The 26,784-nt window shown below is 61.6% G+C and carries 24 protein-coding genes; 10 read left to right on the top strand and 14 right to left on the bottom strand.

Going from position 1 to position 26,784, the window contains the following annotated elements; translation table 11 throughout:
* Positions 1–318 precede the first annotated feature (318 nt).
* Together SPI05_RS05575 and SPI05_RS05570 are read right to left on the bottom strand one after the other, a co-directional pair.
* A complete protein-coding gene (locus SPI05_RS05575) occupies positions 319–1,572 on the bottom strand; it encodes a metallophosphoesterase (RefSeq protein ID WP_321076886.1) in 1,254 nt (417 codons plus the stop codon).
* A gap of 43 nt (positions 1,573–1,615) precedes the next feature.
* Positions 1,616–3,949, bottom strand: coding sequence for a transglycosylase domain-containing protein (locus tag SPI05_RS05570; RefSeq protein ID WP_321076885.1), 2,334 nt, complete (start codon positions 3,947–3,949; stop codon positions 1,616–1,618).
* A gap of 240 nt (positions 3,950–4,189) precedes the next feature.
* On the opposite strand from SPI05_RS05570, the gene SPI05_RS05565 reads away from it, so the two are divergent.
* Both SPI05_RS05565 and SPI05_RS05560 read left to right on the top strand, forming a co-directional pair.
* Complete coding sequence (locus tag SPI05_RS05565) at positions 4,190–4,549, top strand: WhiB family transcriptional regulator (RefSeq protein WP_321076883.1); 360 nt, start codon at positions 4,190–4,192, stop codon at positions 4,547–4,549.
* A gap of 75 nt (positions 4,550–4,624) precedes the next feature.
* Positions 4,625–4,783: a DUF4177 domain-containing protein gene (locus SPI05_RS05560; RefSeq protein ID WP_282922509.1), complete on the top strand. Its 159-nt coding sequence runs from the start codon at positions 4,625–4,627 to the stop codon at positions 4,781–4,783.
* 34 nt (positions 4,784–4,817) lie between these two features.
* On the opposite strand, the gene SPI05_RS05555 is transcribed toward SPI05_RS05560, so the two are convergent.
* The 3 genes from SPI05_RS05555 to SPI05_RS05545 form a co-directional block, all read right to left on the bottom strand.
* Positions 4,818–5,705 carry a Crp/Fnr family transcriptional regulator gene (locus SPI05_RS05555; protein WP_321076881.1) on the bottom strand — a complete coding sequence of 296 codons (888 nt, stop codon included), beginning with the start codon at positions 5,703–5,705 and terminating at the stop codon, positions 4,818–4,820.
* 41 nt (positions 5,706–5,746) lie between these two features.
* Positions 5,747–6,934: a hypothetical protein gene (locus SPI05_RS05550; protein WP_321076879.1), complete on the bottom strand. Its 1,188-nt coding sequence runs from the start codon at positions 6,932–6,934 to the stop codon at positions 5,747–5,749.
* A gap of 138 nt (positions 6,935–7,072) precedes the next feature.
* On the bottom strand, positions 7,073–8,710 hold the full coding sequence (locus SPI05_RS05545; RefSeq protein WP_321076877.1) for a hypothetical protein: 1,638 nt from the start codon (positions 8,708–8,710) through the stop codon (positions 7,073–7,075).
* Between the two features lie 187 nt (positions 8,711–8,897).
* On the opposite strand from SPI05_RS05545, the gene SPI05_RS05540 reads away from it, so the two are divergent.
* From SPI05_RS05540 to SPI05_RS05515, 6 genes are all read left to right on the top strand, one after another.
* Complete coding sequence (locus SPI05_RS05540) at positions 8,898–10,067, top strand: hypothetical protein (protein WP_321076875.1); 1,170 nt, start codon at positions 8,898–8,900, stop codon at positions 10,065–10,067.
* Positions 10,064–11,521, top strand: coding sequence for a TadA family conjugal transfer-associated ATPase (locus SPI05_RS05535; protein WP_321076873.1), 1,458 nt, complete (start codon positions 10,064–10,066; stop codon positions 11,519–11,521). Before SPI05_RS05540 ends, SPI05_RS05535 begins: the two co-directional genes overlap by 4 nt.
* A complete protein-coding gene (locus SPI05_RS05530; protein ID WP_321076871.1) occupies positions 11,521–12,747 on the top strand; it encodes a type II secretion system protein in 1,227 nt (408 codons plus the stop codon). The genes SPI05_RS05535 and SPI05_RS05530 overlap by 1 nt, the downstream gene beginning before the upstream one ends.
* 115 nt (positions 12,748–12,862) lie before the next feature.
* Complete coding sequence (locus tag SPI05_RS05525; protein ID WP_282922502.1) at positions 12,863–13,066, top strand: DUF4244 domain-containing protein; 204 nt, start codon at positions 12,863–12,865, stop codon at positions 13,064–13,066.
* Positions 13,067–13,068: 2 nt separating this feature from the next.
* On the top strand, positions 13,069–13,503 hold the full coding sequence (locus SPI05_RS05520) for a TadE family protein (protein WP_321076868.1): 435 nt from the start codon (positions 13,069–13,071) through the stop codon (positions 13,501–13,503).
* Positions 13,487–13,876, top strand: a complete 390-nt coding sequence (locus SPI05_RS05515) for an Rv3654c family TadE-like protein (protein ID WP_321076866.1) — start codon at positions 13,487–13,489, stop codon at positions 13,874–13,876. The genes SPI05_RS05520 and SPI05_RS05515 overlap by 17 nt, the downstream gene beginning before the upstream one ends.
* 145 nt (positions 13,877–14,021) lie before the next feature.
* Here SPI05_RS05515 and SPI05_RS05510 read toward each other — a convergent pair whose 3' ends face one another.
* The 8 genes from SPI05_RS05510 to hemC form a co-directional block, all read right to left on the bottom strand.
* A complete protein-coding gene (locus tag SPI05_RS05510; protein WP_321076864.1) occupies positions 14,022–15,443 on the bottom strand; it encodes an MFS transporter in 1,422 nt (473 codons plus the stop codon).
* Positions 15,444–15,567: 124 nt separating this feature from the next.
* The gene (locus SPI05_RS05505) at positions 15,568–18,051 is read right to left on the bottom strand and encodes a heavy metal translocating P-type ATPase (RefSeq protein WP_321076862.1); all 2,484 of its coding nucleotides are present in this window, start codon (positions 18,049–18,051) and stop codon (positions 15,568–15,570) included.
* Positions 18,052–18,113: 62 nt separating this feature from the next.
* Positions 18,114–18,338 (bottom strand): heavy-metal-associated domain-containing protein, encoded by a 225-nt coding sequence (locus tag SPI05_RS05500; protein WP_321076860.1) that lies wholly within the window; start codon positions 18,336–18,338, stop codon positions 18,114–18,116.
* 130 nt (positions 18,339–18,468) lie between these two features.
* Complete coding sequence (gene purB / locus SPI05_RS05495; protein ID WP_321076858.1) at positions 18,469–19,926, bottom strand: adenylosuccinate lyase; 1,458 nt, start codon at positions 19,924–19,926, stop codon at positions 18,469–18,471.
* A 43-nt stretch (positions 19,927–19,969) separates the two neighbouring features.
* Positions 19,970–21,379 carry a glutamate-1-semialdehyde 2,1-aminomutase gene (hemL, locus tag SPI05_RS05490; protein WP_321076856.1) on the bottom strand — a complete coding sequence of 470 codons (1,410 nt, stop codon included), beginning with the start codon at positions 21,377–21,379 and terminating at the stop codon, positions 19,970–19,972.
* A gap of 86 nt (positions 21,380–21,465) precedes the next feature.
* Positions 21,466–22,590: a porphobilinogen synthase gene (gene hemB, locus SPI05_RS05485; protein ID WP_321076854.1), complete on the bottom strand. Its 1,125-nt coding sequence runs from the start codon at positions 22,588–22,590 to the stop codon at positions 21,466–21,468.
* Between the two features lie 9 nt (positions 22,591–22,599).
* A complete protein-coding gene (locus tag SPI05_RS05480; RefSeq protein WP_321076889.1) occupies positions 22,600–23,358 on the bottom strand; it encodes a uroporphyrinogen-III synthase in 759 nt (252 codons plus the stop codon).
* Positions 23,359–23,364: 6 nt separating this feature from the next.
* Positions 23,365–24,486, bottom strand: coding sequence for a hydroxymethylbilane synthase (gene hemC / locus SPI05_RS05475; RefSeq protein WP_321076852.1), 1,122 nt, complete (start codon positions 24,484–24,486; stop codon positions 23,365–23,367).
* A gap of 91 nt (positions 24,487–24,577) precedes the next feature.
* Here hemC and SPI05_RS05470 point away from each other — a divergent pair, with 91 nt between their 5' ends.
* Together SPI05_RS05470 and SPI05_RS05465 are read left to right on the top strand one after the other, a co-directional pair.
* A complete protein-coding gene (locus SPI05_RS05470) occupies positions 24,578–24,823 on the top strand; it encodes a type II toxin-antitoxin system VapB family antitoxin (RefSeq protein ID WP_297589792.1) in 246 nt (81 codons plus the stop codon).
* Positions 24,820–25,191 (top strand): type II toxin-antitoxin system VapC family toxin, encoded by a 372-nt coding sequence (locus tag SPI05_RS05465; protein WP_321076850.1) that lies wholly within the window; start codon positions 24,820–24,822, stop codon positions 25,189–25,191. Before SPI05_RS05470 ends, SPI05_RS05465 begins: the two co-directional genes overlap by 4 nt.
* A 43-nt stretch (positions 25,192–25,234) precedes the next feature.
* Here SPI05_RS05465 and SPI05_RS05460 read toward each other — a convergent pair whose 3' ends face one another.
* Complete coding sequence (locus SPI05_RS05460; RefSeq protein ID WP_321076849.1) at positions 25,235–26,776, bottom strand: protoporphyrinogen/coproporphyrinogen oxidase; 1,542 nt, start codon at positions 26,774–26,776, stop codon at positions 25,235–25,237.
* Between the last annotated feature and the right edge of the window lie 8 nt (positions 26,777–26,784).

Below are 26,784 nucleotides of genomic sequence, written 5' to 3'. Positions count from 1 at the left end.
CGTATCCCGGGAATCCGACTTACACGGTTTCCTGTCCTGTTTACGAGCCATAGGCACCAGTGTTCCAACACTCATCTTCATAACCAACCATCCCCGCCAAAACCGACGGACTCAAAAGCCAGTTACACACTTTTCAAGACAGTCCCCGGGTTGATTATCAACGCTTCAGTGAGCGAAAATGCGCCGCAGAACCATTTTGAACCCCCTGCAGGAAAACCCCGATTGCTCGGGTCGGCATTGCTGGCGCGGCCTAACGACCCAGTGGTCAAGCGGAACGTGGCGCGGCAGCTCAGGGGGCTAATGCTCTGTGGGTGCAGCCTAGGCGGCGACGAGCTCAACGATGTAGGCCGCCGGCGGGCAAAACACGCGCCAGGGCGTGAATGGCGAGGTCCCCAGGCCGGGGCTGACGCAGACGCTCATGCTCGCCCGGTCCGGTTCCCCGGTTTCGCTCTCGATTCCGTGGCATGTATCGGCTTGCCACTCGAACAGGCCGGAGGCGAACTGGGGATCCAAATCACAGTTCGTCACTAGGGCGTGACCTCCCGGCAAACAGACCTGACCCCCGTGCGTGTGCCCGCAAAACACTAGGTCAGTACCGTCTGAGAGGAACTCATTGAGCACTCGCGCATAAGGTGCGTGGGACAGTCCCAGGCGGACGCTGCGACCGGTGGCCCGCAAGTATTCATTGGAAAAGCCGACCTCACCAGCGCTGGTGACCCCGGCTCTACCCGACCCACTAGCGCTCGCCCCGCCCTGGTGCGTTCCACCACCGCTTGTGACCTCAGTCTTACCCGGCCCACCAGTACCCGTTACCTCGGCTTCTCGCGTTTCACCAGCGCCGGCCCCGGCTTGGCGCAGTTCACCAACCCCGTCGCTGTCAAAACCAACATACTGGTCTCGATGCCCGTGCGGGTCGTTAACCCCACTGAACTCCAGGCGCACCCCGCGCACATCCAAGCTGCCGTTCGCATTATTCAGGTCCAGCCAACCGGAATCGGCCAACAGCCTACGGAGCCGATTGCTCTGACCAGGCTCGCCAATCCGTTTAGCGCCCGCAGAGCCCGCCCCGGAGGACTCGCTGGTACTCCACAAATACTTCAAAGGATTACCCGCGCGGCTGGCGTAGAAATCATGATCTCCGAACACGTAGGCTCCCGGCACCCCAGAATCGATAAACGGCTGCAGCGCCGGGGCGGCCAAAAATTCATCCCCGTAACTCGATGACAACATATCGCCGGTCAAAACTACCAGGTCAAAGTCTATTCCCGCCCGTTTCGCCAGTCCCCGCAACCAGCCGACTAGATCCTCGCGGCCGCGATAAAAATGCGTGTCCGACAGGTGCAACACCCGCAACCCAGGAAACTGTGGCGTACCCGCCACTCCGAAACGCGGCACTTGTGCATCGATCCGGGGCGCAGCAATGGAACGCAAAGCCCGTCCGGGCACGGGAACCGTCAAATGACGCAGCTGGTAGGCGCGGGAGGCGCGCGCGGCACTCCAGGCCACGGCTCCTGCCGTCAGCGCTCCAACTTTCATTGCAGTCCAGGTGCGGGTCCACAAATAGGAGTCCATAGGGTCTGCCTTCCCTTTCCTAGTGCGACGTTTATTTCGCTAGTTATTGTGCCGGAGGGGCGGGTTGCGCAGGAGCTGGGGGTTGAGCCGGAGCTGGCGGCTGCGGAGCGGGAGGTGCCGGATTGTTAGCGTCAGGATTCGCTCCGGGGTTCGCCCCGCCCTCACCGGGGGTCGTCCCCGGACTACCTGCGCCGCTACCGGGTGCAGCCGGGTTGGCCGAATCCGAAGGTGTGGGAGTGGGACGCTCCTCAGTCTTGGGCTTGTATCCCCCACCCACAAACGTTCCCGTAGAGCCTAAGTTAACCTTTGGCAGGGGCTGAACCGGAACATCTTGCAAAGCGGCGGTCATAAAGGTTCCCCAGGTCGGCGCCGCAATAGAGGAACCGTAGAGGGAACCGTAGTAGCGTCCCCCGATGGTTTGGTGACCCACCGGGATATTCGCGTTGGCGTGACCAACCCACACCGCGGCCGCCAGTTGGGGAACAAAGCCGACAAACCAGGTGTTTTCGTTGTGGTCCGTCGTGCCGGTCTTGCCCGCGGCCGGTCGGGGAATAGCAGCGGACCGCCCGCCCGCGTGCAGAACTCCCGCCAAGGTCACGGCCACTTTGTCGGCCACGTCGGGGGTCAAGACCTGGTGACAGTTCGCGTCGGGCACGTCATAAGATTTCCCGGAGGAATCCGTAACGGAAGTAATGCCGATGGGGTCGCAGAAGACCCCGTGGGCGGCATAGGTTGCGTAGGCGCTGGCCATCTGTAGCGGGGTGGCGGAGCCGGCGCCGATAACGAAAGAGGGGTTTGGTGTGAAGGGTGAACCGTCAGGTTCGGTCACCCCCATCTTGGCGGCAGTTTTCGCGATGTCGCACAAGTCCAGTTTGGTCGCCATGTTTGCGAACACACCGTTGATGGAGTTCGCGGTACCCGCGGCAATCGTCATCGCGCCTTTCTTGGCACCGCCGGTTTCGGAAAAGTTCCAGTTGTCGGCCAGTTCCGGGGCGCAGGAAATCTTCCACTCCTTGGCGGGAATGCTGTAGCGTCCCCCGGCTTGGTCATAACCACCGTATCCGTCGATATACCACTGGGTCAGGGTAAACACCTTGAAGGTCGATCCGGTCATGAAGCCGGCGGAGCCGCCGTGAGCGTAGTCGCCATTGTAAGAGTTTTCAGTCACCGCGTTGTTGCCCGGATCGACTCCGTAGTTGGTGTTTTGGACCATGGCCTTGATTTTGCCGGTGCCCGGCTCGACGCTGGACAGGGCAATCTTGACGTCAGAAGGGTCGCCCACCGGGATACGTCCGGTGACTGTGCTGTAGGCGGCGTCTTGGGTTTTCGGGTCGAGGGTGGTCTTGATGTTGAGTCCACCGCGCAGTAGCAGGCGTTGGCGTTCCGCGTAGGTGGCGCCAAACTCTGGGGAGGACAGGATTTCCCCCACCACCCAGGAGCAAAAGTATGAGGCGTTTCCGGCCAACCCACATCCCTGCTGCTGGGTGGAGACGTGCAGCAGTTCCGAAACTGGTATTGACTTGGCCTTTTTGGCTTGTTCCGGGGTGATGTATCCGTCACGGGCCATCGCGTCCAGCACAAGTCCCTGGCGTTTGGTGGCGGATTCGGGGTGCGCGATGGGGTCGTGTCCGTTGGGGGACTGGGGGATTCCCGCTAGCAGGGCGGATTCGGCGAGACTGAGGTCTTTGGCGGACTTAGAGAAATAGTGTTGGGCGGCTGCTTCTACCCCGTAGACCGAGGGCCCGAACTGGGCGATGTTCAGGTAGCCCTCCAGGATTTCGGACTTGGTCATCTTTTGTTCCAAGCTCATCGCCAGTTTGGCTTCCCGGGCTTTGCGTTCCAAGGTCGTTTCGCTGGCGGCTTCAATCATGTCCGGGTTCCCGGCAACCCGGCCTTGTTCGATGAGCAGGTTTTTCACGTATTGCTGGGTCAGGGTCGAAGCGCCCTGCAGGTCGTTGCCGGCCAGGTTGGACAGGATGGCCCGGCTCATGCCCTCGATGTCAACGCCCTGATGTTCCAAGAAGCGCCGGTCCTCAATCGCAATAACGCCTTGTTGCAGGGTTTTGGCGACTTGCGCCAGGGGGACCACGATGCGGTTTTCCGCATAGAACTCGGCAATGGGGGTGCCGTCAGCAGCGGTGATGATCGATTTCATGGATGGTTGCGAAGTGGTGAAGTCGGCGGGCAAGTCGTCGAGGGTTTCGGCACCTTTGGCGCTGACGATAGCGGCGGCACCGACCACAGGCAGAGCCAAACCGGCGGTGAACACGCCCGCTACCGCGCTTGCCGCCACGAAAGCTACCAAAAGGGCAAGTACTCGCGACTTACGGGTCTTGGGCAATGCGGAAGTGGAACTGGCTGCGTCATTTTTCCCCATAGGTCAATCCTAAAGGTCGGGTGCGATTCTTTCTAAATTAAATCAGGCTATGGCACCGGATAACGTCCCTTCACGGTGTTGTGTAAAGAATCTATTTCAATTTAGTTTGATAAGTGAAAATCTTAAGTATGCTGTATGCAAAATTGTCTCGAATTATTCGTAATTTTTCGCCCTTGAAATTCCCTTGACCGGCGGCTAAGCTATTTAAGGCAAGCTGGCTTTCGAGAAAGAAAGATTCATATGTCAGTCAATGAAGACCAAACTTGGGCAGCCAAAGCATTGTGCGCGGATTGCCCGCCGGATCAACTTTTTGTCCAAGGTGCAGCCCAACGCGAAGTCCGTTCTATGTGTTACGGGTGCCCTGTCCGCCTGGAATGCCTAGCCGATGCGCTGGATTCTCGTGCTTCTTTCGGAGTTTGGGGCGGTTTGACCGAGCGGGAACGCCGCGCGATGTTGCGCCGTTATCCCGAGGTGCGTTCTTGGGAAACTTGGTTGCGCGAAGCCGATGATGAGCTCGCTGCGGAGCTGCGGACGAAGCACGCTCCTCACGTGTTGGCTCACGTTCGCGCGTCCCGCCGCGCCGTAACGCTCTCCAAGTAACGTTCCACCAGCGTTTATTGTCCAAGGGTGGGTTGTCGTTTTTTGGCTTGACCCGCCACGGTTTAGGCTGAGTTTATGACGAAGTGGGAATACTTGACGGCGCCGGTGATGGTGCATAATACGAAAGCGATTTTGGATCAGTTCGGTGCGGACGGCTGGGAACTGGTGGCGATAGTGCCCGGACCGGGCGGCGGGGATTCCCTGGTTGCTTACTTTAAACGCCCTTTGGCCTAGATTTTTTGCGGTTTTCAGCGGGTCGTGTCCGCGTTTACGAGGCCCGGTAGCGCAGCCGCTCCTCATTCATGATTATGATTGACCTGCGCTTTTGAATGATCCAGCCGCGGGAGATGAAATCTGCCAACACCTTGTTGGCTGTCTCTCGGCTAGCTCCGGCCATTTGACCTAACTCCAACTGTGACAGCCCGTGCGGCAGTCGCACCCCGGCGGCGGGAAAATCGGCTCCTCGCGGGGTTTCGCTGCCTGTTTCCGTCGCCGCCCCCGGCATTTGTCCTGACAATTGCTCGTCTGAGTCGCTTTCCAGCGGTTGCCCAAACTTTTCCATCAACTCCAGCAAAGCAGCTGCGATGCGTCCCGGCACATCTACATCCCGCAGCGCCATGGTGCGCTGGTAGAGCAGCTCAGTTTGCCGGTTCAAGGCCCGCAGCAACTCTAGGTATAGGGCCTGATGCTTTGCCAGATATTCCCCTGCATCCGTGACTAATACCCAGTCCAGTTGTACAGGTTCCAGGGTGAAAGCGGAGGCAAACCACGTCCGGGAGGCGGTTCGCGGGGCTGAACCGTTGGTGCTGTAGGAATCCCCGGTTTCCGGTTTGCCGGACCGATCCGGTGCAACGGGAGAACGCTGGAGAAAGTTGGCGCCGCCCGATCCGTATTTTGCGGGAGAATCGGTCAGGGCATTGAGGCCAATGGTGTCTGTCGGTCCCAGGACTTCTAGCAGGTGGTCGCGGCCCATCGAAGTGGCGCGGGTCAGCTTAACTTTTCCCGAATGCAAATGGAAGATGCGGTCTTGCACGCTGTCCTCGGTAGCCAAGCGGAATCGCGCATCCAAAGCTGACTCATGCACTTTGTCGCCCAGCCCGGCCAGCACTTCGGCCCAGATAGCACCTAGGCTTGTTACACCGCTGTTTCTCGCCACCTAAGACTTTCCTTATCTAAATGTTTGGGTTGTTGCCGGGGCTAAGCGTTTTCGGCACGAGCCAAAGCCTTGTCGGCGATTTGGTCAACCCGGCCTTTGCGGCGGGCGGTATGTCCCACCACGCCAATCATGATTAACAGCACGCCGATAACAAAGAATTGTCCCGATGCTCCGGCGGATTCAATGAGGTAGCCCAGCACCTTCAACGCCATCACCGGGCTGTCTTGCATTCCCTGCAAAGTACTGCCCATCGCGCCTTTCACCACTCCGGGGACCGCCACGAAAGCGCCGCCCAGAACGCAGAGTGCAATTCCAGACACAAACATCCCCAGCGAGGATAACCGCACCACCATACCTACGATGACGACTGCTGCCAAACCCAGAACCAGGAAGATGAGCCCTTCCAAGGAGTATTTGCCCGTCTCCCAAGCGGAGTGGTTTGAACCGTAGAGCAGTCCTCCGGCGTGGCGTAAGAATGCCCACGCCAGGGGTACTCCGATGAGGCTAATCAGCAGCGACCAGGCATGCGCGCCAGCTCGACTGATTTTTGCCGGTTTGATGGAGGCTCCGGCAAGCATCGTAGATTCATTGAGTTTTTCGTCTTCGTTACCGAGAAGTTGTGCTTGACGTGGTTGCCATTTCGGATCAGTTTCTTCCGTGGTTGTGGTGTTGCCAGCAGCCGCGCCAGCTGGAGGGGTCGGACTGGGTTCCGCTCCCAAGAGGGACTTGCGGCGTACTACTGTGGTTTCCAGTTCCTCGGCTGGCGGCGCGGGAGTTATTTCCTCGTTCTTTGAGTCAACCACGTCAGTGGTAGAATCCTCAGTTTTCGCGATGGTTTCTTCGTTCAGGAACGATGACCAGGCTTGAGTCGAGGTGTCACTCACCGGGTCCGGTTCCGGCTCGGGTGCGGGTGCAGGTTCTGGCGCAGGGGCGTCGCGGTCTATTTCCTCAGCTTGCGGGGTAACCACGGTTTCTGCGCTATTGTCAGTAACTACGGTTGACTGTATATCAGGTTCGTTAACCTCGACCGGAGTGGTGACTGATTCTTCGGGGGTGGACTCTGTTTTAGTCTCAGCGCCAGAGTCGGTGTCGGAGTCTGCGCTGTCTTTCGCAAAAGCCTGCGCCCATGCCTCTGCAGCATCGATTTCGCCGTCCAAAGACTTGTCGGCGTCCTCGGACGCGTCACGCAGGTAGTCAGGCAATTCTGCCGGCTGATTTTCTTCGGTCACGGGAGTCTCCCTTCGTCAGTCACCTCGGGAAACACGTTAGCGCACGAACCAGGCCATTCTCACTAGGCGCGCTGGGAAAAACTGAAGAAAGCAACGAAAAACCCGGGCAAACCGCTTGTGAACACGTTAAAAAACCGGCTAAGCCTCTGCGAGATCCGCCTTTTGATCGCGTTGACCCGCTTGACGGCACCACCACAGCGTTAGAGCGCAGGCAATGAGCACAAAACCGAAGGTAGTCAGCGGTCCGCCGGATACGTGCATAGAAGCGGTGAGGTGATCGGAAAGGAACCTGACCAGACGTTCGGCCCAACCGGAAGTCGAAGCCTCCCCGAAAGCTAGAATTATCCCCGGAATAATCCCGCAGGTCACGCCAGCAAACAGCAGGCCCGCGGCGGATCGGGAACCCGAATAAACCGCTATGAACAGCAAGAGGATGCCCAGAATCGGCAGCCCGTAAGTGGCGACCGCCGGCAGCTCGGACAAATGTCCGCTGGCTCCGGTTATAACCGCCAAACGATCATGGAGCGGAATCAGCGCCAACATGCCCGCAATCGTGCAGATGACAGCCACCACAATCGCCAAGAAGTGATACTTCAAGCGTGAAGGCGGGGCAATGGGGGCGCCGGGCTGGCGGTCGTTAGTTTCGCCGAGCTCGTGCTCCAGCAAGGCGAAGTCCCGCCCCTCCAGATAGGCGATTTGAGATGCCAAAGATGCCCCGACCATGACTATTGCCATGGTGGGGAACAATCCGGAAGCCGTCAACGTGGAAACTCCATCGAGGAATTCCCACCACAGCGAGTATTGCGAAGCTCCCGTCAAAGTATCGTTGTGGGCGGCGACCAAGCCGCGAATCGGGCTGGCCAGGACGGTCAGCATCACGGGCCAGAGCGCAGAAATCGCCCAGGATAGTGACGAGTAGTAGCCGGTAACCACACCGGTTATCGACAGCAGCGCGGTTCCCGCCAAGATTTCAAAAAACCCCAAAAATATAGCGACAGCTCCGGCGCCGTAACTGGCATCCATCACGGTTTTCGTACCCCAAATCAAGAAAACCATCGAGATGGGCGCCACCAGCAGCCCGGTAAGGATACCGATGAGGTTAGCCCGCAGGGTACTGGGCGGAGGATTCGGTGTCCCGGTTTCCGCGAGTGTCCGGGACTGATCGCGCAGGTAGGCAAACCGTTTCCACGTGCCGGGCCGGTTGGCAGGTGCCTCGGAGGGGGCGGGTTCGGGACTCAAGTCATCTGGAACCTGTTCGACTTCGTTTTGAGCTGCGGCGGCGGCGAGCTCAGTCCTCCAAGCTGCGGTTTCGGCCTCATCGATTTCTTCTTCCGGCAAGGCGGTCGGGACGCCAGCGGCGGTCGGGGTCAGTGGGATGGGGCGGGGCGGGGCGGGTTGAATGGGCTGGGTGAATTGAGTTGGCTGAGCGGGGGGGATGACCGGGGGTATCCCGACTGCGGGACTTGGTTGGCCGGGTTGAACAGGTTGGCCGGGTTGAACATTCGGTCGGGGGGTCGGGGAGGGTTGCCCTGGAGGAGTCACCAATCCGCGCCGCACTGCGGAACGGGACGGCAACACGCGAGGCTGAACTGTTTTTTGTTGCGGGTTTGGGAAAGGAACCGCAGGATTGCCCGCTGTTTGAACGGGCGGCAGAGAAACAGCCGGGACCTGCGGGCGGGCATGAGGAGGCAGCGGCTGCTCCTGGCGGCGTTGCTGCGAGCCGCCTGTCTGACCGGGAATTGAATTCCTGGGAGGCTGCGGAAGGTTTTCGGACACCGAGCCATTGTATAACGCGGGACTGCAGCTATACTTAACTTCACCCAAAATTTGGTCAAGTTTTCGCGGTTTTCCCAGTCAGTCACCCATTTCATCATGTTATCCACAGGGCGGTGAATTCGGGGTTTTCCACAGGTAAAACTTTTTCTGTTTCTGGTCTGTTGGACGGCGGCGAAAACTTGGGGGCATGGTCAATACCTCAAAAACGGTGACGCTGCTGTGCGAACCGCACGAGAAAGCGTGGCGGGAGCAGCTCGAAATGCTCGCCACGCTGGCGGGCGCCGATTTGCGGGTCACGGTGCCGCGAGACTGGTCAGGGACGAGTCCCGGCCCGGTCTTTTGCTCTACCCAAGCGGCCGCCGCCTGTCCAGGTCGACTCGCGGGCGGAACCTACCTGGTGCGTCTGCAAGGCGAGACCGGCGGAGGCGCGCAGGCGCGGCCTGCTCTGGTTTTGCCCGCCGATGAGCGTGAAGTGCTGGGCCTCATGCTCCAGCAGTCCGGTAGCGCTTTCACCGTTGCGGTTCGCGGCCTGGTGCCCGGAGTCAATACGACGGTCATTGCGGGGTTGCTGGCGCATGCTCTCGCGGTGGCGGCAGAGGGCGAAACCGGTGGCGAACGCACTCGTGAACACCCGCGAGCAGGAGGGCGTACCCACAACAGAGGGCGCGGGGGCAGATACGCGACCTATCGCGACTCCCTGCGCGATGGCGAAGGGAGCAGTGATACTGCCCCGGTTTGCTGGGTAGACTGCAGCGGCTCCTACCTGCCTTTAGACGCTTGGGTAGCACCGGTCAGCGGAGCGGAATTGGATTGGAGTGCTTGGCAGACCACGGGGCAAATTCCGGGATTTCGCGCCGCGGCGGGCCTGCCCACTTGGGAAAACGTGGCGTTGTTGGGCGGTTCGGGATTTATAGTCCGCGCCGGAACTGTTCCGAGCGTACTGCGCGATTTGGCTGGAATTTTCCCCTGCCTAGTGCTGGATTTAGGTTCCGGAGCCGGGGCGCAGACGCTATTCGGGACGGGTTCGCCGCGCGGAACAGCAGGGGCGGATGCCGTGGTGTGGGTCGCGGACTACTCCCGCGCGGCACTGCTGGCTTGGGAAACGCTACCCCCTGATTTGCCATCAACCGCACACCTCATCGTGGTTCCGGGCGGAGGTCTGCCCCCGCGGCAAGCCCGCCGAGCGCTGCGCGAAATGCACCCGGAAATCGCAGTTTCGGACTGGTCACACTCCACGCGAATCTGGGACAGTTTCGGCAGTGACGGGCTCACCACCCCGCTACCCCGAAAAGTGGCGCACCTCACGGAATACTTCGCGGCAGGCTTGCTGCATTTGGAACAAAGGGCACGACGATGAACATTACCGAGATGAGACGCCTGGTCGCTGGCGGTTTAGACCCAGCGCAGGCAGTTTTACAGACGGCTCCTGCCGCCACTACGACCGGCGAGTTGGCACAAGGCGCCCGTGGGCTGCGTCAATCCTTAGAGGGTGTCGATGAGCCGCTCGGATCCCTGCTGACCCGGCCCGGAGTCACGGATTTGCTGGTCAACAGCCCTGATGAGGCTTGGATAGATGCCGGTGCGGGTTTGGAAAAAGTGCCGGATTTCTCCATGGGGTCGGCGCTGTCTCTGCGCCGGGCAGCGGTGCGGATGGCGGCCGCGGCCGGACAGCGACTCGACGACGCGACCCCAATTGTCGATGCGACCCTGCCTTCAGGAGTGCGTCTGCACGCCGTGCTACCACCGCTGTCAGGGGATTCGACCGTGATTTCGTTGCGTGTACCCAGTCCGGTGGCTCTGCCTTTGGAGGCGGTGGTGGCTTCCGGCATGGTTTCCCCATGGCTAGCTGAAGCGCTGCGCCGATTGGTGCAGGTGCAGGCCTCCGGGTTGATAACCGGGGCTACCGGCACCGGGAAAACGACTTTGCTGGCGTGTTTGCTGGGTTTGGCGGCCCCGGATGAGCGTCTCATTTGCATCGAGGAGGTTTCGGAGCTGCGTCCGGCTCATCCGCACGTCGTCCATTTGCAGGCGCGGGGGGCTAATGTGCAGGGAGCTGGCGGCGTGTCTTTGTCCGATTTGGTGAAGGCCGCGATGCGGATGCGCCCGGATCGTTTGATTTTGGGTGAGGCCCGAGGTGCCGAAGTCCGGGAGATGCTCTCGGCGTTGAATACGGGTCACCGCGGCGGTTGGGCGACTGTTCACGCCAATTCGGCTCTGGAAGTGCCGGCGCGTTTGGAGGCTCTGGGAGCTTTGGCGGGCATGAGCCGCGAGGCTTTGTGTGCCCAATCCTTGCCGGCTTTCGATGTCATCGTGCACCTGCGCCGGTTTCGCAATCAGGACGGGAGGGTGCGTCGCGCGGTAGTGCAGTTGGCGCGTCTGGCCCGTGGTTCTGACGGAGCTTTGGCGGCAAAAGCGGTGCTGGATTTCGATCCTCAGACCGGGGCGGTGCAGCGGTTGGAGGGCTGGCGGGACTTTGCCGCCCGGTTTGAGCTGCCCGAGCCGCCGCGGGAACCGGTACCGACTGTTTCCCTTGCGGCCAGCTCGCCCGCTACCGGAACGGACGCACCTAGGCTCGGCTCCGACCTTGTGAGCCCGAAACCGGAACACACGGATCCGGATTCCGACCTTGTGCTTTCAGACGCGACACTTGTGCACCCAGACCCGGAACCGCCGGGAACCAACCGGGTTGCCGCCCCGAGTCTGCCGCCGAAATGGCAAGTTCCCCACCTGGAATGGAACCCCGTCGGCGAGCGCAATCAGGCGTCTGCCCAGTTAGCAAACGATTTTGAGGACATCAAGGGGGTGCGCTGATGGATTCGACACAGCTGGTTACCGTGGTGGTGGCCGTGGTGCTGCTCGCGGGTGCGGGACTGCTCGCGGGGGTAGGGGCGCGCAGCGGGCGTGACACGCAACCGCGCAACCTGCCCTCCCTCACCGGGACAGGAGATGTTCGCGGCACGAAAGATTTGGGTGGGGCACCAACCTGGCGCGCAAGGTTCTCCCGGCGAGGCGGGCGCCTGGCACGGCAGGGGCTTAGGGATTTGGACGTGGGGTTGTTGTGTGCGGAAATCGCCACCCGTTTGGAGGCGGGCGCCAGTATCGAAAACGCCTGGTCCACCACCTTGCACCGTCTGGATGCGCGCCTGGATTTTTCCGCGATCGAAGCCTTTGTGGCTCATCCGCGGCCGGGACTGCGGGAACGCTTCGTTTACTTGCGGGCGGGGCAGACGGTGCAAGCAAACCCGCTGGCTCGAGTGCGCCACCCGGAAGCGGCCGCTCAAGCTTTGCGGGGTATGTTGATTGCTACCCAGGTAGCGACCCAGGTCGGAGCGCCTTTGGCGGAGATTTTGAACCGAGTTGCGGACGGGATTGCCGCCACGTTAGAGACCGCTGCGAAACGTCACACCGCGCAGGTCGGTCCCAAAGCCACCGCTCGCCTGCTGGGGGTGTTGCCTTTGGCGGCGCTGGGAATGGCTCAGTTTATCGGGGTGGATGTCATCGATATGGCCTTTCGAGGCGGTATAAATACCTGGGTTTTCGTTGTCGGTCTGGCCTTGATGGTGGCGGGAAACCTGTGGTCAACGGCCATGATTCGCAAGGCGACGGGCATCACGACACCAGGCCTCGATCCGACTTTGGCGATGGACATTATTGCGGCTTGTCAGCAAAACGGGGTGTCTTTGACGTCCACTCTGCAGGCTGTGTCTGTGGCCAGTGAGGAACCGGATTTAGCGGTGGTGGCGCGAATGCTGCTGTTGGGGGCGGACTGGGATGAGGCGTGGGCGCAGGCAGATGCCAAGTGGGTTGATTTGGCCAGCGTGTTGCAGCCGGCTTGGGAAGAGGGCGCGTCCCCGGTGCCGCTACTGGTGCGGGGGGCTTCGCGAACTCGAGCCGCCGAGATTCACCGAGCTTTAGACGCGGCGGAACGTCTGGGGGTGCGGCTGATGATTCCGCTGGGTGTGTGCCTGTTGCCAGCGTTTTTTGCGCTGGGGATTGTGCCCGTTGTGGTGTCCACGATTGAGGACCTCATTTCATGAGGGCCGAAAACAGACTGCCCTTTGTCAACACACAAGGGGGTGCCAGTTCGTCACGGTGGCGGCTGGTGGTCGCGCGGAAGGTCCGCGAGACAAATTTCAATAAAGGAGAAAGAAAATGAACAAGATTAGCGCATTGCAAGCGAAAGCAGTGTCCTTTTGGGCTCGTCTGAAGGGCGAGGAGGACGGCATGGCGACCGCGGAATATGCCATCGGTACCCTGGCGGCGGCCGCTTTTGCGGGATTGCTACTGATGATTATGAAAGGCGGCGAGTTGAAAGACGCTCTGCAGTCCATCATCGAACAGGCTTTGCAGGTCTGAACATGATGATGAATGTCGGGAAAGGTTGGCGTCAGCAGTTCAGCCGACGCCTGGTGCGCCGCTGGCTGGCTCACGGGCGACGCCTCAGTTCGGAAAACGGGATGGTTACGACCGAGCTTGCGCTGACCTTCCCCGCAGTCATCATGATTGTGGTGGCGTTGGCGTTGACCGGGGCAGCCGGAATGGCGGGTGTTCAGGTCAACGCGGCGGCGCGGGCGGCTTGCCGGTCGGTGGCGATTGGTGAGGACAGCGCGGCAGCGGTGGCGGCCGGCAATCGGCTGCTGGGGGGTGCCGGAGGCTCGGCTGGTTCTGTGAGCGTGACCACCACTGGCAAGGACGTGCAGTGCAGCGCTACCAAGAAAATGCCTGCGATGCTCGGAATGCTCGGTATGAACGCAAAAGCCCAGGCGGTGATTCCTCGTGAAGATTCGTGGTGAAACAGTCGGTCAGGGGTTACTCCGAGGGAAGCTGCGTGAGGAGCGCGGCTCAGGAACGGTCATGGCGTTGGGTCTGATTCTGTTGGGGTTGGCTTTGACCTTGGGTTTGGCGCAAGTCGGGGTGGCTGCAGCGGGCGCCACCGCCGCTCACCAGGCCAGCGATTTGGCTGCCATCGCCGGGGCTACCGCGGTGTTGACCGGTGGGGACGGTTGCGCGACCGCCGGTGAATACGCCACCAAGAATGGTTCTCACCTGGAGACTTGTACGGTTTCCGGGTGGATGGTGACCGTTCGGGTGGCAAAGCCGTTGAAAATCGGGCTGGTAGCGGAGGCACAGTCGACGTCCCGGGCAGGTCCGGAATTCCTGGGCTAGAAGTCTGGGTTGAACGCGTGTTCCGGCGGGATCGGCACTCCTGGCAAGGCCAACGAAACTTGCGGAACTTGCAGATTTCCGGTTCTGCCGGCCATGCCAAAGGGTGTGATCCTGGCAGCTCGGGAAATCCTCGCCGGACGCGCGCTCAGCTCAGGCTTTGGCGCACTCGGGCGGCGGTGCCGCGCGCCCAGCCGGTCGTGGCCACCACCGCGACGACGGCAACCGCCGCTCCTAGGGCGATGGTGATGTACCATGCCGGATGGGCGGCCTCGTGAATGGGCAGGCCGCGCGCCACCCCCAGGTTCATGAACGCGCCGAAGCCCGCAATCCCCAAGGACATGCCGATTTGGCGGGCGGTGGAAGTCGTGGCGGAAGCGACCCCAGCTTGGCTTTCCGGCATGGCCGCCAGCACCCGATTCGTCACCGGCATATTCGTAAATGCCAGCACTACCCCGGCCAGGGTTGTGGCCACGAACAGCAACACGACCGGGCCGGTGCTGTTCAGGGGTAGCAGGCAGACACCCAACAGCAGGGTGCCGATGCCAGCTACCAGGAACGCCGCGCGGTAGTTTCCAGCGGCGACAATGCGTCCCGCCGCGACGGCCGCAACCGTGTTGGCAAGTGCCAGGGGCAACATCATCAACCCGGCCTGTAACGGGGTGAAACCCAGATCAAGCTGCAGGTAGAGGGCAAACACGAACATGAAGCCACCGTGGGTAATAAAGACGAACTCCATGATGGACAGTGACCCGACGAAAGGAACGGAACGGAAGTAACGAAAATCCAACATCGGCCAGGGCGTGTGGGTTTCTCGCCACACGAAACCGAGGGAGGCCAACACGAATATCCCCGCCAGAATCCACTCGCGGAGACCAAAAATGCCTTCCCCGAAGCTGATGATGTCATAAGTCAGGGCACCCATGAGTACCGCGGTCAAAATTTGGCCGGGAATATCCAGGCGGCGCCCGGTTTCATCACGCGATTCGGGGACTTCCCGAATGATGCCGGCCAAGGTCAACGCCAGCAGCGGGAGCGGCGCCCAGAACACGGCGCGCCAATCGACCCAGGTCACCAAGGCTCCAGCCAACACCGGCCCGGCGGCTAAACCGACTCCGAGCAGCGCATTCCAAAACCCGATAGCTTTCGCGCGTTCCACCGGGTCGCGAAACACCTCGTTGATGACCGCGAGGCTGATAACCGGCAGCATACAGGCTCCCAACCCTTGCAAGCCACGGCCGACTATCAGCACCAGCGGCACCCACGCGGCGGCAGCCAGCACGGTACCGGCCGTGAAAGTCGCCATGCCCACAATCATGGTGCGGCGGCGTCCGAAACGGTCACCCGAGGCTCCGGTCACCATCAGCATAGCCGCTAAAGCCAGGGCATAAATGTTCAAAGACCACTGCAGTTCCCCGGTGCTGGCGTGCAAATCGGTCCGAATCGCCGGTAGAGTCACGTTCATTGCGTTCAGGTACAGCTGGGTACATACGACGGTCATCGAGCACACCAACAGCACTCGTTTGCGTCGCGCCGGCGTCAAAGCGTCAGCATCATACTCAGAAGCCACTTCTACCGTCCCTTCGCTGGCCTCCCTTAGTCTAGCGTCTTTACGTCCAGCACTAATCCGCCCGAAAGGTTTGGGCCGCCTAGGTTTGTGCCGCGGTACCGCACGCCTGATAAACCCAGCGAAATCACAGGTGAACACGGTTTAGGCGCAGGGAGTTTAGCACCACCAGCACCGAGCTGGTCGCCATGAAAGCCCCCGCCAGTCCCGGATTCAACATCCCCGCGGCCGCCAGGGGGATGGCCACAATGTTGTAACCAAAAGCCCAGGCGAGGTTCTGTTTGATGTTTCTCAGGGTGGCTCGAGACACGTTGATGGCCTGGGTTATGGCCTCCAAACTGGGGTTCACCAGGGTGATGTCTGCGGCACCGATAGCCGCATCGGTGCCGGTGGCCAGGGCAATCCCCAGGTCGGCGGCGGCCAGGGCGGCTGCATCGTTGACACCGTCTCCGACCATTGCCACGATTTTCCCGGTGTCTTGCAGTTCCCGGATTGCACCGACCTTGCCTTCCGGGCTGACGCCCGCCATGACCGTTTTGATTCCGGCCTGGTCGGCTGCCCGGCGTGCTGGTTCGCTCTGATCCCCGGTCAGCAGGACGGTTTCGATACCGGCCGCTTTCAAGCTGGATACCGTGTGTGCGGCTTCGGGTTTTACCGGGTCGCTGAACGTAAACACGGCGAGGGCTCGGGCCTGCACCAGGTCTCCCGCCACCGCCGCGGTATTGTTTTCGCTGGGCCGGCTCGGTTTGGCCGCGGTTCCCGCACTGTCCAGCAGACTGGCCCCGTACCCGGCCTTTTCTACCTGCGCAATCAGGGTTTCAGCCGGGACGTCCGCGCTGAGGGTCACGGTGGCGATTTCTAAGGGGAGGTTCACGGAAGCCGAAACCCCGTCGAGTTTATTGAGCCGCTTTTCCACTCGGGCCACGCAAGACGCACAGGTCATCCCCGTGATTTTCAGGGTCATTTCCATGCTGGCCCGCTCCGCCGACAGCTGCCCGTTACCGGCCGGCTCGCCTGACAACACCGGACAGGCGTCCACGGAAACTTGTGACGACCAGTCCGCACCCGTAGCCAACACCGCCACGGTCCGCCCTTGTGACTGGGCGGCCCCAATCGCCGCCCTCAAATCGGGGGGAATGTCCGCGCCCATCGCCGTGAGCCACTCCGGTTTCCCAATCGCATAGGCCACGCCGTCCACGAAACCTCCGGCGCCGCGCCCGATGAACGTGGCGAACCCGGTCAAGGCACCGGGTCCGCTCCCGCAGTCTCTTGCTTTTGCCGCCGCGACCAGGGCTTTTCCAATCGGGTGGGGGGAACCAGCCTCCAGGCTGGCCGCCAACGCGAGAGCCTCGGTGTCCCCCAGCGACGCCATACCCTCCGGTCTCGGAGCCGACACCGTCACGTCCTCCAGGCGCATTTCCCCAGTAGTCAGCGTGCCGGTTTTGTCCATGACCAGGGTGTTGATGCGCCGGGTTTCCTCCAGAATCTGGGGGCCTTTCAGCAGGATGCCCGCCCGGGATGCCCGGGTTGACCCGACCAGCAAAGCCATCGGGGTCGCCAACCCCAACGCGCACGGACAGGCGATGACCAGCACGGATACCCCGGCGGTGAAAGCGGCAGGGAACGGGTGTCCGCGTCCCAGCCACAGCGCGCAAGTCAGGACAGCCAGGACGATTACCACCGGGACGAACACTGCCGACACCCGGTCCGCTAGGCGAGAAACCGGGGCTTTCTCGGCTTGAGCGCGGGTCACCAGCCGGGTGATTTGGGCCAGTTTCGTTTCCGCACCGACCTTGGTGGCCCGGACGACCAGCAGGCCTTGGACGTTGATGGTGGCACCGGTCACACTATCGCCCACGGACTTTTCCACCGGGATAGGCTCGCCGGTCAGCATGGATTCGTCAACGGTGGAGTGTCCTTCGAACACGATGCCGTCGGTGGCGATTTTTTCTCCGGCCGGTACTAAAAAGTAATCCCCCGGCTGCAGCGCGGCGACGTCGATGGTTTCAGTTTCCCAAGGGGTTGCCGGGTCACGAGGGTCGCCGGGGCGGGTGACGCGCACGGCCTGTTTTGCCCCCAGAGACAGCAAAGCGCGTAGCGCCGAGGTCGCCGAGGACTTCGCCCGGGCCTCCAAATACCGTCCGGTCAGCAAGAATACGGTAATCATCACGGCGGTTTCAAAAAAGATTTCGCCCCCGGAGCCTGTTTCGTGCGCTGCGGCCAAGGGGTTTAGGCTCATGTTCATGGTCATTCCGATGCGGCCGGCGGGAGTAAAAATCAGCGCCCCCCAGGAGTACAGCGTCGCCACGCTCACACCCAACGCGACGAGGGTGTCCATCGTGGTGGACCCCCCTCGTGCCGCCCGCAGAGCCCCGCGATGAAACGGCGCGGCGGCCCACCCCACCACCGGCAGGCTGCAAACACCTACAACCCACTGCCAAGCCGGAAACTGCAGGACTTCCAGCATAGAAATCGCCATCACCGGCAGACCAAAAATCATGGCCACCACCAGGCGACGCCCCAGGTCTTGCCGGCGCAACCCAGCCGGATCCAGCGCTGGATCCACCGCCGGGACAGCGAAGGGGCTAGCTGTCGTTTCGTTGTGTGTCATCAGACCACCGAGCCGACCTCGTGCCGTCCTCACACCACCACTGGAGACGGCTCAGGAAATAACTACCGGTTGATGGACACAACGCGGTAGTTGCCGGCGTCCTGCACAGTTTCGGTGAGGACCTGGTCACAGGGCAGGCTTTCGCCGGTCACGGTAGCGACCCCGCGGCCCTCGTCACGCACCACTTCGACGCGCTCAACGCCCGCTAGGTCGCTGAGGTCAGCGGTGATGTGCTTGACGCACATGTCACAAGTCAGTCCATCGAGGTTCATGGTGAGGGTTGCCATTAGGGGTTCCTTTCGTTGCTGTTTCGCAATGGCCGCTCGCAGGGTCACTGTCTATTTCAACCATCGGTTGGGCCGGATTATTCCCACCCGGCACAACCGGAATCAGCCCTGTTTGGCGGGCTGAGCACGCTTATTCGAGATAGTCGACCAGCTGGGCGGCCAGCCCGGTGTAGGTCGCGGGGGTCAGGGCCTGTAAACGTGCGGTTTGCTCTGGGGGAAGCCCCAGGTCGGCGATGAACTGGCGCATCCTGACCCCGTCCACCTTGTGCCCACGGGTGAGCTCTTTTAAGCGCTCGTAAGGGTTATCCATGCCGGGGACCCCGGCAATCCCCGCCACGCGCATGGTTTGTTGGACTGCTTCTCCCAGCACTTCCCAGTTGTCGTCCAAATCGGCTGCCATCACGGCCGCATCAACTTTCAGCCCGGTCAGTCCGCGCCGCAGATTATCGATTGCCAGCAGGGAGTGTCCAAACGCGGTGCCGATATTGCGCTGGGTGGTGGAATCGGTGAGGTCGCGTTGCATTCGGGTCGTGACCAGGGTCTGTTCCAGCACCTCGAACAGGCCGGAGGAAATCTCGAGGTTAGCTTCGGCGTTTTCAAACCGAATCGGGTTGATTTTATGCGGCATGGTCGAGGACCCGGTCGAGCCTTGCGCCGCCAAGTCCTGGGCAAAATACCGCAGGGAAATATAGGTCCAAATGTCGGTAGCGAGATTGTGGGCGATGCGGTTGAAGTGCGTGACCGTCGCATAAAGTTCCGCTTGATAGTCGTGGGACTCAATCTGGGTGGTCAAAGGATTCCAGGTCAGTCCGAGCCGATCCTCGACGAATCCGCGGGACAGCGCCGCCCAATCCGCTCCGGGCACCGCCACCGTGTGCGCCGCGAAATCGCCGGTCGCGCCGTTAATTTTGCCCAAGTATTCCTGGGTTTCGACGCGTTTCAGCTGGCGGTTCATACGCCAGGCAAACACGGCAAGTTCGTGTCCCAAGGTGGTGGGGGTGGCGGGCTGTCCGTGGGTGTGGGCGAGCATCGGCACCTGAGCGTTTTCCCGGGCCAGGTCGGTGATTTGGGTTTGCAGGGCGCGGGCGGCGGGCAGCCACACGCGTCCCACCCCGTGTTTAATCAAAATCGCGTAGGTCAGGTTGTTGATATCCTCAGAAGTGCAGAAAATATGCACCATTTCTTTAAGACTCGGCAGTGCCTGGCCTTCTGTCCCGCCTAACGCCTCCGGGGCGGCCTCAAGGGCGGACTTCAACAGGTATTCCACCGCTTTCACGTCATGCTTGGTTTTCGCTTCGGTTTGGCTCAGCGTAGCGATTTCGTCCGCCCCGAAAGTTCCGACCAGACTGCGCAGATATGACTTTTCCGCCGCGCTCAACACCGGCGCACCGTCCAGCACTTCCTGGTCCGTGAGCCAAATGAGCCACTCTATCTCAACGAACAGGCGTGCCCGATTGACCGCCGCTTCGGAAAACCAGTCGACCAGCGGGGACACGACCCCGCGGTATCGTCCGTCCAGCGAGCCGAGGGCAATCGCCGGGCTCAGCGCCCCCAAATCAACGTGTTCGGTGGGAAATTCAGTAACCATTTGTTCTGCTTTCACTAGTTGTGAGGGGTGGTTTATGCGGTGTTCAAACCTGGGGCGCCTGGGCGGTGGCGGCAGCCTTCGCCGCGGCCGGAATTGCGTCCAAAATCTGGTTCATGGCTCCGTCGTCACCGAAGTGGGCCGCGGACACAAACCAGGCTTCGAACACGGAGGGCGGCAACATGACGCCTTGCCGGTAAAACTCCCAGAACATCGGGGCGAATCGCCAGGTTTCTTGGGATTTTGCGCCGGCATAATCGATGACGGGAGTCTCGGAAAAGAACACGGAGAACAGCGAACCAGCTCGCCCGATGAAGTGGGGCACGCCCTCCCGGTTCAATGCCGCGTCCAGAGCGCCCGCGATCGTGTCGGCCACCGCATCGACCTTGCCATACACATTGTTGTCGGCACCTTGTAAAGTGGCCAGTCCGGCCGCGCAGGACAGGGGGTTGCCGCTCAGGGTTCCGGCCTGATAGACCGGGCCGAGAGGCGCGAGCTGATCCATCAGTTCGGCGCGGCCCCCGATAGCTGCCAGGGGCATTCCTCCCCCGATGACCTTGCCGAAAGTCAACAAGTCCGGGGTCCAAAACTCGCCGAAAGTCACACCCTCGTTTTGGGCAGCAACCCCTACCGGGAACAGTCCCGCCGGCCCGGACGTGGTTCCCTCCGGACTTTCCAGATATTCCCGCCCGGTGGACAACCCCCACCAGCCCGAGGGCGACACCCGAAACCCAGTCAGCACCTCGTCTTGAATCATCAACGCCCCATGCTCGCGGCACAGCCGGGAAATTTCGGGCAGGAAGCCGGCCCGGGGTGCCACGACCCCCATATTCGCGGCGGCACCCTCCACGATGACCGCGGCAATCTCGGAACCGCGCCGGGCAAACACCTCCTGCACCGCTTTCACATTGTTGTAGGGCACCACCAGGGTCAGAGCCGAAATCCCCGCCGGTACTCCCGCGGAGGCGGGCAAACCGCCGGTGGCGACCCCGGAACCGGCTTCGCTGAGCAAACCGTCAGAGTGTCCGTGATAGTTGCCGGCGAACTTGATAATCAAATCCCGCCCGGTCGCCCCGCGCGCCAAGCGAATAGCGGTCATGGTCGCTTCGGTTCCGGTCGAGACGAAACGGACCTTTTCCGCCAGCGGCACCCGTTGGCGGATAGCCTCGGCCAGCAGGGTTTCCGACTCGGTGGGCGCCCCGAAACTGAGACCTGCCTCGGCCGCGCGCGTCACGGCCTCCACCACCCGTTCATCGGCGTGACCCAGCAGCATCGGCCCCCAGGAACAAACCAGGTCAACGAACTCGTGACCTTCCGCGTCCCACACGCGCGGACCTTTGGCGCGAGTCACGAAAGCCGGCACGCCCCCGACCGAACCGTAGGCGCGTACGGGGGAATCGACCCCGCCGGGGATGACGGCTTGCGCCGCGGCAAACAAATCAGCATTCGTTGTCATTTCGCCCTCCTTTGGGTGATGAAAGTACTGTGTCACAAGTTCTTTCGGGTTACGTGTTCGGCTAGCTCACCGTGGCGCGGGCTCGGTTAGGCCAAGCCTTGCGCCGCCTCAATCGCATAGTAGGTCAACACGATGTCCGCTCCGGCCCGAACAATCGAGGTCAGGGACTCGTCGATGACCCGGGAACGGTCAATCCAGCCGTTAGCGGCTGCCGCCTCAATCATCGCATACTCGCCAGACACCTGGTAGGCGGCCACCGGCACCGGTGAAGCCGCGGCCACGTCAGCCAGCACGTCCAGGTACAGCGAGGCGGGCTTGACCATGACCATGTCGGCGCCTTCCTCAATGTCCAGCAGGGTTTCGCGCAGTCCCTCGCGGCGGTTGGCGGGGTCTTGCTGATAGGTGCGCCGGTCGCCTTTCAGGGCGCAACCAACCGCGTCCCGAAACGGCCCGAACAGACCGGACGCATACTTGGCGGAATAGGCCATAATCGCCACGTCACTGTACCCGGCCTCGTCCAAAGCCTCACGGATCGCGGCGACCTGGCCGTCCATCATGCCGCTGGGGCCGACCGCGGCCGCCCCGGCCCGCGCTTGTGACACCGCCGTAGCCGCGTAACAGGACACCGCCCAATCGTTGTCTACCACACCGTCAGGGCGCAGCGGCCCGCAATGCCCGTGCGAGGTCGTCTCGTCCAGGCAGGTGTCGGCCATGACCACCAGCTGATCCCCGACCGCGTCAGCGAGGGCGGCGATGCCTCGATTTTGAATCCCGTTAGGATCCCAAGCTGCCGAGCCGGTTTCGTCTTTGTCAGCGTCGGTGGGAACCCCGAACACAATCATGCCCCCGATGCCAGCGTCCGCCGCTTCCCGACCCAACTGCGCCAAAGACTGGGGCGTGTGTTGGTATTGGCCGGGCATGGAGGGAATTTCTACCGGTTCGCTAATCCCGTCGCGCACGAATACGGGCAGGATTAGCTGTTCGGGGCTCCAGCGGGTCTCCGCCACCAGGCGACGCATCGCTACGGAGGTGCGCAACCGACGGGGACGCACAAAAGGGGTCAGGCCGTGGGGCAGTTTCCGCGCGGGCACGACCTTGTCGTTCGACCCGGCCTTAGTTCCGGTTTCAGAAGTCCCGGTGTGCCGTCCCCCGGTAGCGCTCGGGGTGGTCGGTCCTACCCCCAAATTTGCGGCGTGCGGTAATCCTGTCATAGTTTTCCCCTAATCTCGTGCGGCTTTCTGTTCTAGTTCTCGAACAACGTTTTCATAAGCCCGAACGACCCCTTCGGTGTTCGTGGTTTCACAAACCTCGGCGGCTGACCAGCCCAGTTCTCGCAGCACGGTGGCGGAAGATTTCCCGAAAGCGATGGGTTCGGGCCATTGTTTCACGCCGGCTTTCGTCAACAGTTCGTGGGCGGCGCGTGCTACCGAACCAGCCGTAACCAGCACGTAGGTCAGTGTTCCGGGAGCCAGGGCGGTCTCCCATTCCAGCGGTAAATCGGGTAGGCACACGGATTCATAGAGCCGGAGCTTTTCCACGTTGTATCCCTTACGGTTCAGCCCTTGTCCCAGGGTCGGGGCCGCCCCGACCGCACCGGGCAGCAGCACCGTTCCAGTCCCCGGCGGAAACGCCTTGACCAGCGACTCGGCACAGGCTGGATCGGGTCCTACCAGGTCAACATGACCGTCAAGCTGACGGATGGCTTCGGCGGTGGCGGCACCTACGGCTGCGACCTGCACTTGGGCAAACAAATCTTCCAAGTCGTAGTGAGCGTCCAGGAACGTGGCTGTTGCCACGCTGGAGAGTACAACCCAGTCGTATTCCCCGTCCTGCAGCCGCTGCATCGGCTCAAACCAGTCCTCGCTGGGGGTGGGCACTTTTTCGGTCACGGGCGCGCACACCACCGGCAGCCCCGCCTTTTGCAGTCCCTGTGCCAACACATCGCCAGGGACTCTGGGCACCAACAGTTTAGGTTTCATCAAATGTTATTCCCCCCACAATTCCTTTTCATTGTCTACAGTCTGATTCGCACCACTCTGGGTTGGCTCAGATTTGGTGGCTTTGAGGTCGGCTATTGTTGCGGCTCCGGCCGCCAAAAGTTCCCCAGCCAAATCCACCCCCAACTGTTGGGCAGCGGCCAGCGCGAAATCACGCTGCGCGGCTTCGGCCCCCAGCAGTACGGTGGTTTCTCCGTTGACTTCCAAGACTTCGCCCTGATTTCCAATCACTCGGGCAGTCAGTTCTAGGCGTCCCGAGGGTGCTTCGACTCGTTTGTCCCAGGTCACCACTCCGCGCACACCCAAGGGCGCGGCGCAGCCCGCTTCCAGGTAGCGTAGCAGGGCACGTTCCGCACTGACCTCTAAATGGGTAGGTTCGTCATCCACAAACTTGAGGATTTGGGCGAAGTTTCGTCCCTCTTCGCTGTCCAGCAGTTCGGGGCGGGTTTCCAGGGCTAGCGCGCCCTGTCCGCCGGCAGGTATTACCGTGCCTTCCAGGCTATCCGTGATGGCCTCGTCCATTCCCAAGCGGCGCAACCCGGCTCGTGCCAGCACCACCCCGTCCAAATCCGCGGCGGCTTTGCCCGGCTGCAGGCCGGCCCGTTCGGCTACGGCAGTCAAACCTTTCACCCGTCCGACTCGCGTGGGAACGTTGCCGCGAATGTCTACCAAGGTAATATCCGGGCGTGCGGCAGCTATCTGGCGGGCTCGTCGCGGCGAGCCGGTTCCCAGACGAGAGCCAGCAGGCAAATCCGCCAAACCGAGATTGTCGCGTGCCACCAGCACGTCCCCCGGGTCTTCACGAGTTGGGGTGGCCGCCACCACCAGACCGTCTACCGGCACGGTGGGCAGGTCTTTCAACGAGTGCACCACCAGGTCGCAGTGGCCCTCCAGCAGCGCCACCCGCAGAGCCGCCGCGAATACACCGACTCCGCCGAGGCTGGCCAGGGAAGCCCGGTTGACGTCGCCCTCCGTGGTAAATGTCTGGACGTTCACGTGCAGCCCGCGCTGTTGTAGGTCGGATGCCACCGTGCGGGTTTGGGTCAAAGCCAGGGCAGAGGCCCGGGTGCCGATCACGAGCGGACGCTCAGCGCTGCCAATCGTTTGCATAAGTTCTAGCTTAGGCCAAAGCAGGGTTAAGTAGTAACTGAAGGGGCAAACCAACCTCCCATTTTTCTAGTATTCATGGTAGAATTTCTTTATGCCGATGCTGACTATCAAAGATCCCCAAGTGTATGAAAACGTTCGCGAGCTCGCGAATCGTAAAGGCATGACCATGACCGCTGTGGTGCGCGAACTGGCCCAACGGGAACTCGAGACCACGCGCCGACCGACTTATGAGGAAAAACTGCAGGCCATCAGGGAAATTCAAGCCCAAGTGGAGGAGGAAGGGATTACCTTCTTAACTGATGACGACCTCTACGATGAGGACGGATTACCGAAGTGATTGTAGACACCCCAGTTTTAATCGCCATTATGGCTAAGGAACCCGGCTACCGAGAATATCTCGAAAAAATCCTCCGTAGCGACAACACGAAAATCAGTGCGGGAACCGCAGTTGAGTTTGAACTCGTGGCGCGCAAGTACGGTGATCCACCAAAGGTTCTCCACGCCTTAGGCATTGAAATCACTCCCGTGGATCAAAACCACCTCTATTGGGCTCGCTACGCTATCCAAAATTTCGCCCGCGGCTCGGGCTCCCCGGCCAAGCTAAACTTCGGAGACTGTTTCTCCTACGCTGCCTCCCGCGCCCTGAACGAACCGCTACTGTTCAAAGGCGCGGACTTCAGCGCTACTGACGTCATCGCGGCGTGAGCGCCCGGCAACCGTGCGCCCCGCCCCGCCCTTGTGAACCTGCCTATTGAAACTGCAATCCGCGAGCAACCACGGCGGTAATCCCGGTCCCGGCAAACAGGGCGCCTTCCAGGTCCAGGCCCTCCACGCGCTGGGCGGCGGCGGCAATATGGTTGAGCACCGCGCGTTCCTCGGCATTGGGGTGGGTCATGGCATCGCCCCAAAAGATGCGGCGCGAATCCAAGACCTGATCCATCGTCAGTTCCACTCCCAGCATACGCGACGCGTCAGCCAAAGCCCGCTCCACGCTCACCTGATACACGAAGCCTTCCGGGTCACCCTCCCGACCGTAGGAAATCCGCAGGATATGCGTGTGAGGAGCGGCTCCCGCCATCGTGCCGGGCCATTTCGCGGAATAGTTCGTGATGGCTTTGGCCTGCAAAACGTTCGGGTCCTCATCAGGTCCGCAGGGCGGGGGCCCGACCAACATGCCCGACCCGCGCGGCGGATTGTCCAGCTGGGGCGCGTTGACCGCCAGGGTCACGTTCATCACGTGAGTGCCTTTATGCAACTGGAATCCGGTGGTCAAATCGCCGATTTCTTCCAGGGCCGCCGCGTCAAACCGTAGGGTAGCGTCCCGGTGGTCGCGTTCAGCATGGAACTTCTGACGCAGCATCGAGGCCGCGGCCGAGTTCAGCACCTTTAGCGCACTGTTGCCCGGTAGCGCCACCACAATCCGGTCGGTCGCCAGCCCGAAAGCATTACCGGTTTCTTCCGGGGGTCCACCCTGGTACTTGGTGTTGGAAATCGTGTGTTTGCACCACACGACCCAGCGCGGGTTTTCCGTTCCGATGCCGGCTTCGACATGCATGACTCGCACGTGGTTGTCGATGCGTCCCCCCGCGTCGGTAATGCGTTTCACCAGCTCGTCTACCAGCTTGAACATGCCGCCTTCGGGCATCATCACCACGATCGAGTTGGGTTTGCGGGTGGCGGCCACCGCCTTGGTCAGCGACCCGGTGCGTGCCAGGGCAGCGCGCAATCCCGGTGCGACCCGGTCGGGATCCAGACCGTAGGGGTGCGTGGAGTGAATGCCTCCCGCGAACGGGGTGACGAAGGCGTCCAACACGGCTTTCCCGAGCCGGGCTTCGACCAGTTCCCCAAGACTTTTCGCGTCCGCGCCGACTTCCGCGGGCAGCGTCAAATCCTGTCGGGCGCGCTCCAGGGCTTGTGGCCCTGCGATGTGGGTCAGTCCCTCCACGAACACCGGGTCGTCAAGGTCGGCAGGAATCCCCAGGGTTCCAAAGGGAATGCGCACGGCATCGTTACGGCCGTGGTCCCACACCCAGGAGTCGCTGTGGGGGGCGACCGGGTTCAAGCCCAGTTCCCGGCACAAATCGGTGACTTCGGGGGTGCGGGTGGCGTAGGATTCGGCCCCGATATCCACGGTGGCTCCCCCGAAAACTCCCGAACAGACCAGGCCGCCGGGGCGTCCGCGCTCCTCCAGAATGAGGGGGCGCAGTCCGCGTTTTGTCGCCGCGTATCCGGCGGTTAGAGCGCCGAGCCCGCCGCCGAGGATAATCATGTCAAAGCCTTCGTCAGCCATATTGTTTC

The sequence above is a fragment of the Mobiluncus sp. genome, from assembly GCF_034180645.1.
In the GTDB taxonomy this organism is placed as follows: domain Bacteria; phylum Actinomycetota; class Actinomycetes; order Actinomycetales; family Actinomycetaceae; genus Mobiluncus.
The sequence above is the reverse complement of the archived record's forward strand: the minus strand, read 5'-3'. Positions and strand labels throughout refer to the sequence as shown.

Coding starts and splice junctions, on each gene's coding strand:
- SPI05_RS05575 (WP_321076886.1), bottom strand. CDS start 1,572: ATGGACTCCTATTTGTGGACCCGCACCTGGACTGCAATGAAAGTTGGA.
- SPI05_RS05570 (WP_321076885.1), bottom strand. CDS start 3,949: ATGGGGAAAAATGACGCAGCCAGTTCCACTTCCGCATTGCCCAAGACC.
- SPI05_RS05565 (WP_321076883.1), top strand. CDS start 4,190: ATGTCAGTCAATGAAGACCAAACTTGGGCAGCCAAAGCATTGTGCGCG.
- SPI05_RS05560 (WP_282922509.1), top strand. CDS start 4,625: ATGACGAAGTGGGAATACTTGACGGCGCCGGTGATGGTGCATAATACG.
- SPI05_RS05540 (WP_321076875.1), top strand. CDS start 8,898: ATGGTCAATACCTCAAAAACGGTGACGCTGCTGTGCGAACCGCACGAG.
- SPI05_RS05535 (WP_321076873.1), top strand. CDS start 10,064: ATGAACATTACCGAGATGAGACGCCTGGTCGCTGGCGGTTTAGACCCA.
- SPI05_RS05530 (WP_321076871.1), top strand. CDS start 11,521: ATGGATTCGACACAGCTGGTTACCGTGGTGGTGGCCGTGGTGCTGCTC.
- SPI05_RS05525 (WP_282922502.1), top strand. CDS start 12,863: ATGAACAAGATTAGCGCATTGCAAGCGAAAGCAGTGTCCTTTTGGGCT.
- SPI05_RS05520 (WP_321076868.1), top strand. CDS start 13,069: ATGATGATGAATGTCGGGAAAGGTTGGCGTCAGCAGTTCAGCCGACGC.
- SPI05_RS05505 (WP_321076862.1), bottom strand. CDS start 18,051: ATGACACACAACGAAACGACAGCTAGCCCCTTCGCTGTCCCGGCGGTG.
- SPI05_RS05500 (WP_321076860.1), bottom strand. CDS start 18,338: ATGGCAACCCTCACCATGAACCTCGATGGACTGACTTGTGACATGTGC.
- purB (WP_321076858.1), bottom strand. CDS start 19,926: ATGGTTACTGAATTTCCCACCGAACACGTTGATTTGGGGGCGCTGAGC.
- hemL (WP_321076856.1), bottom strand. CDS start 21,379: ATGACAACGAATGCTGATTTGTTTGCCGCGGCGCAAGCCGTCATCCCC.
- hemB (WP_321076854.1), bottom strand. CDS start 22,590: ATGACAGGATTACCGCACGCCGCAAATTTGGGGGTAGGACCGACCACC.
- SPI05_RS05480 (WP_321076889.1), bottom strand. CDS start 23,358: ATGAAACCTAAACTGTTGGTGCCCAGAGTCCCTGGCGATGTGTTGGCA.
- hemC (WP_321076852.1), bottom strand. CDS start 24,486: ATGCAAACGATTGGCAGCGCTGAGCGTCCGCTCGTGATCGGCACCCGG.
- SPI05_RS05470 (WP_297589792.1), top strand. CDS start 24,578: ATGCCGATGCTGACTATCAAAGATCCCCAAGTGTATGAAAACGTTCGC.
- SPI05_RS05460 (WP_321076849.1), bottom strand. CDS start 26,776: ATGGCTGACGAAGGCTTTGACATGATTATCCTCGGCGGCGGGCTCGGC.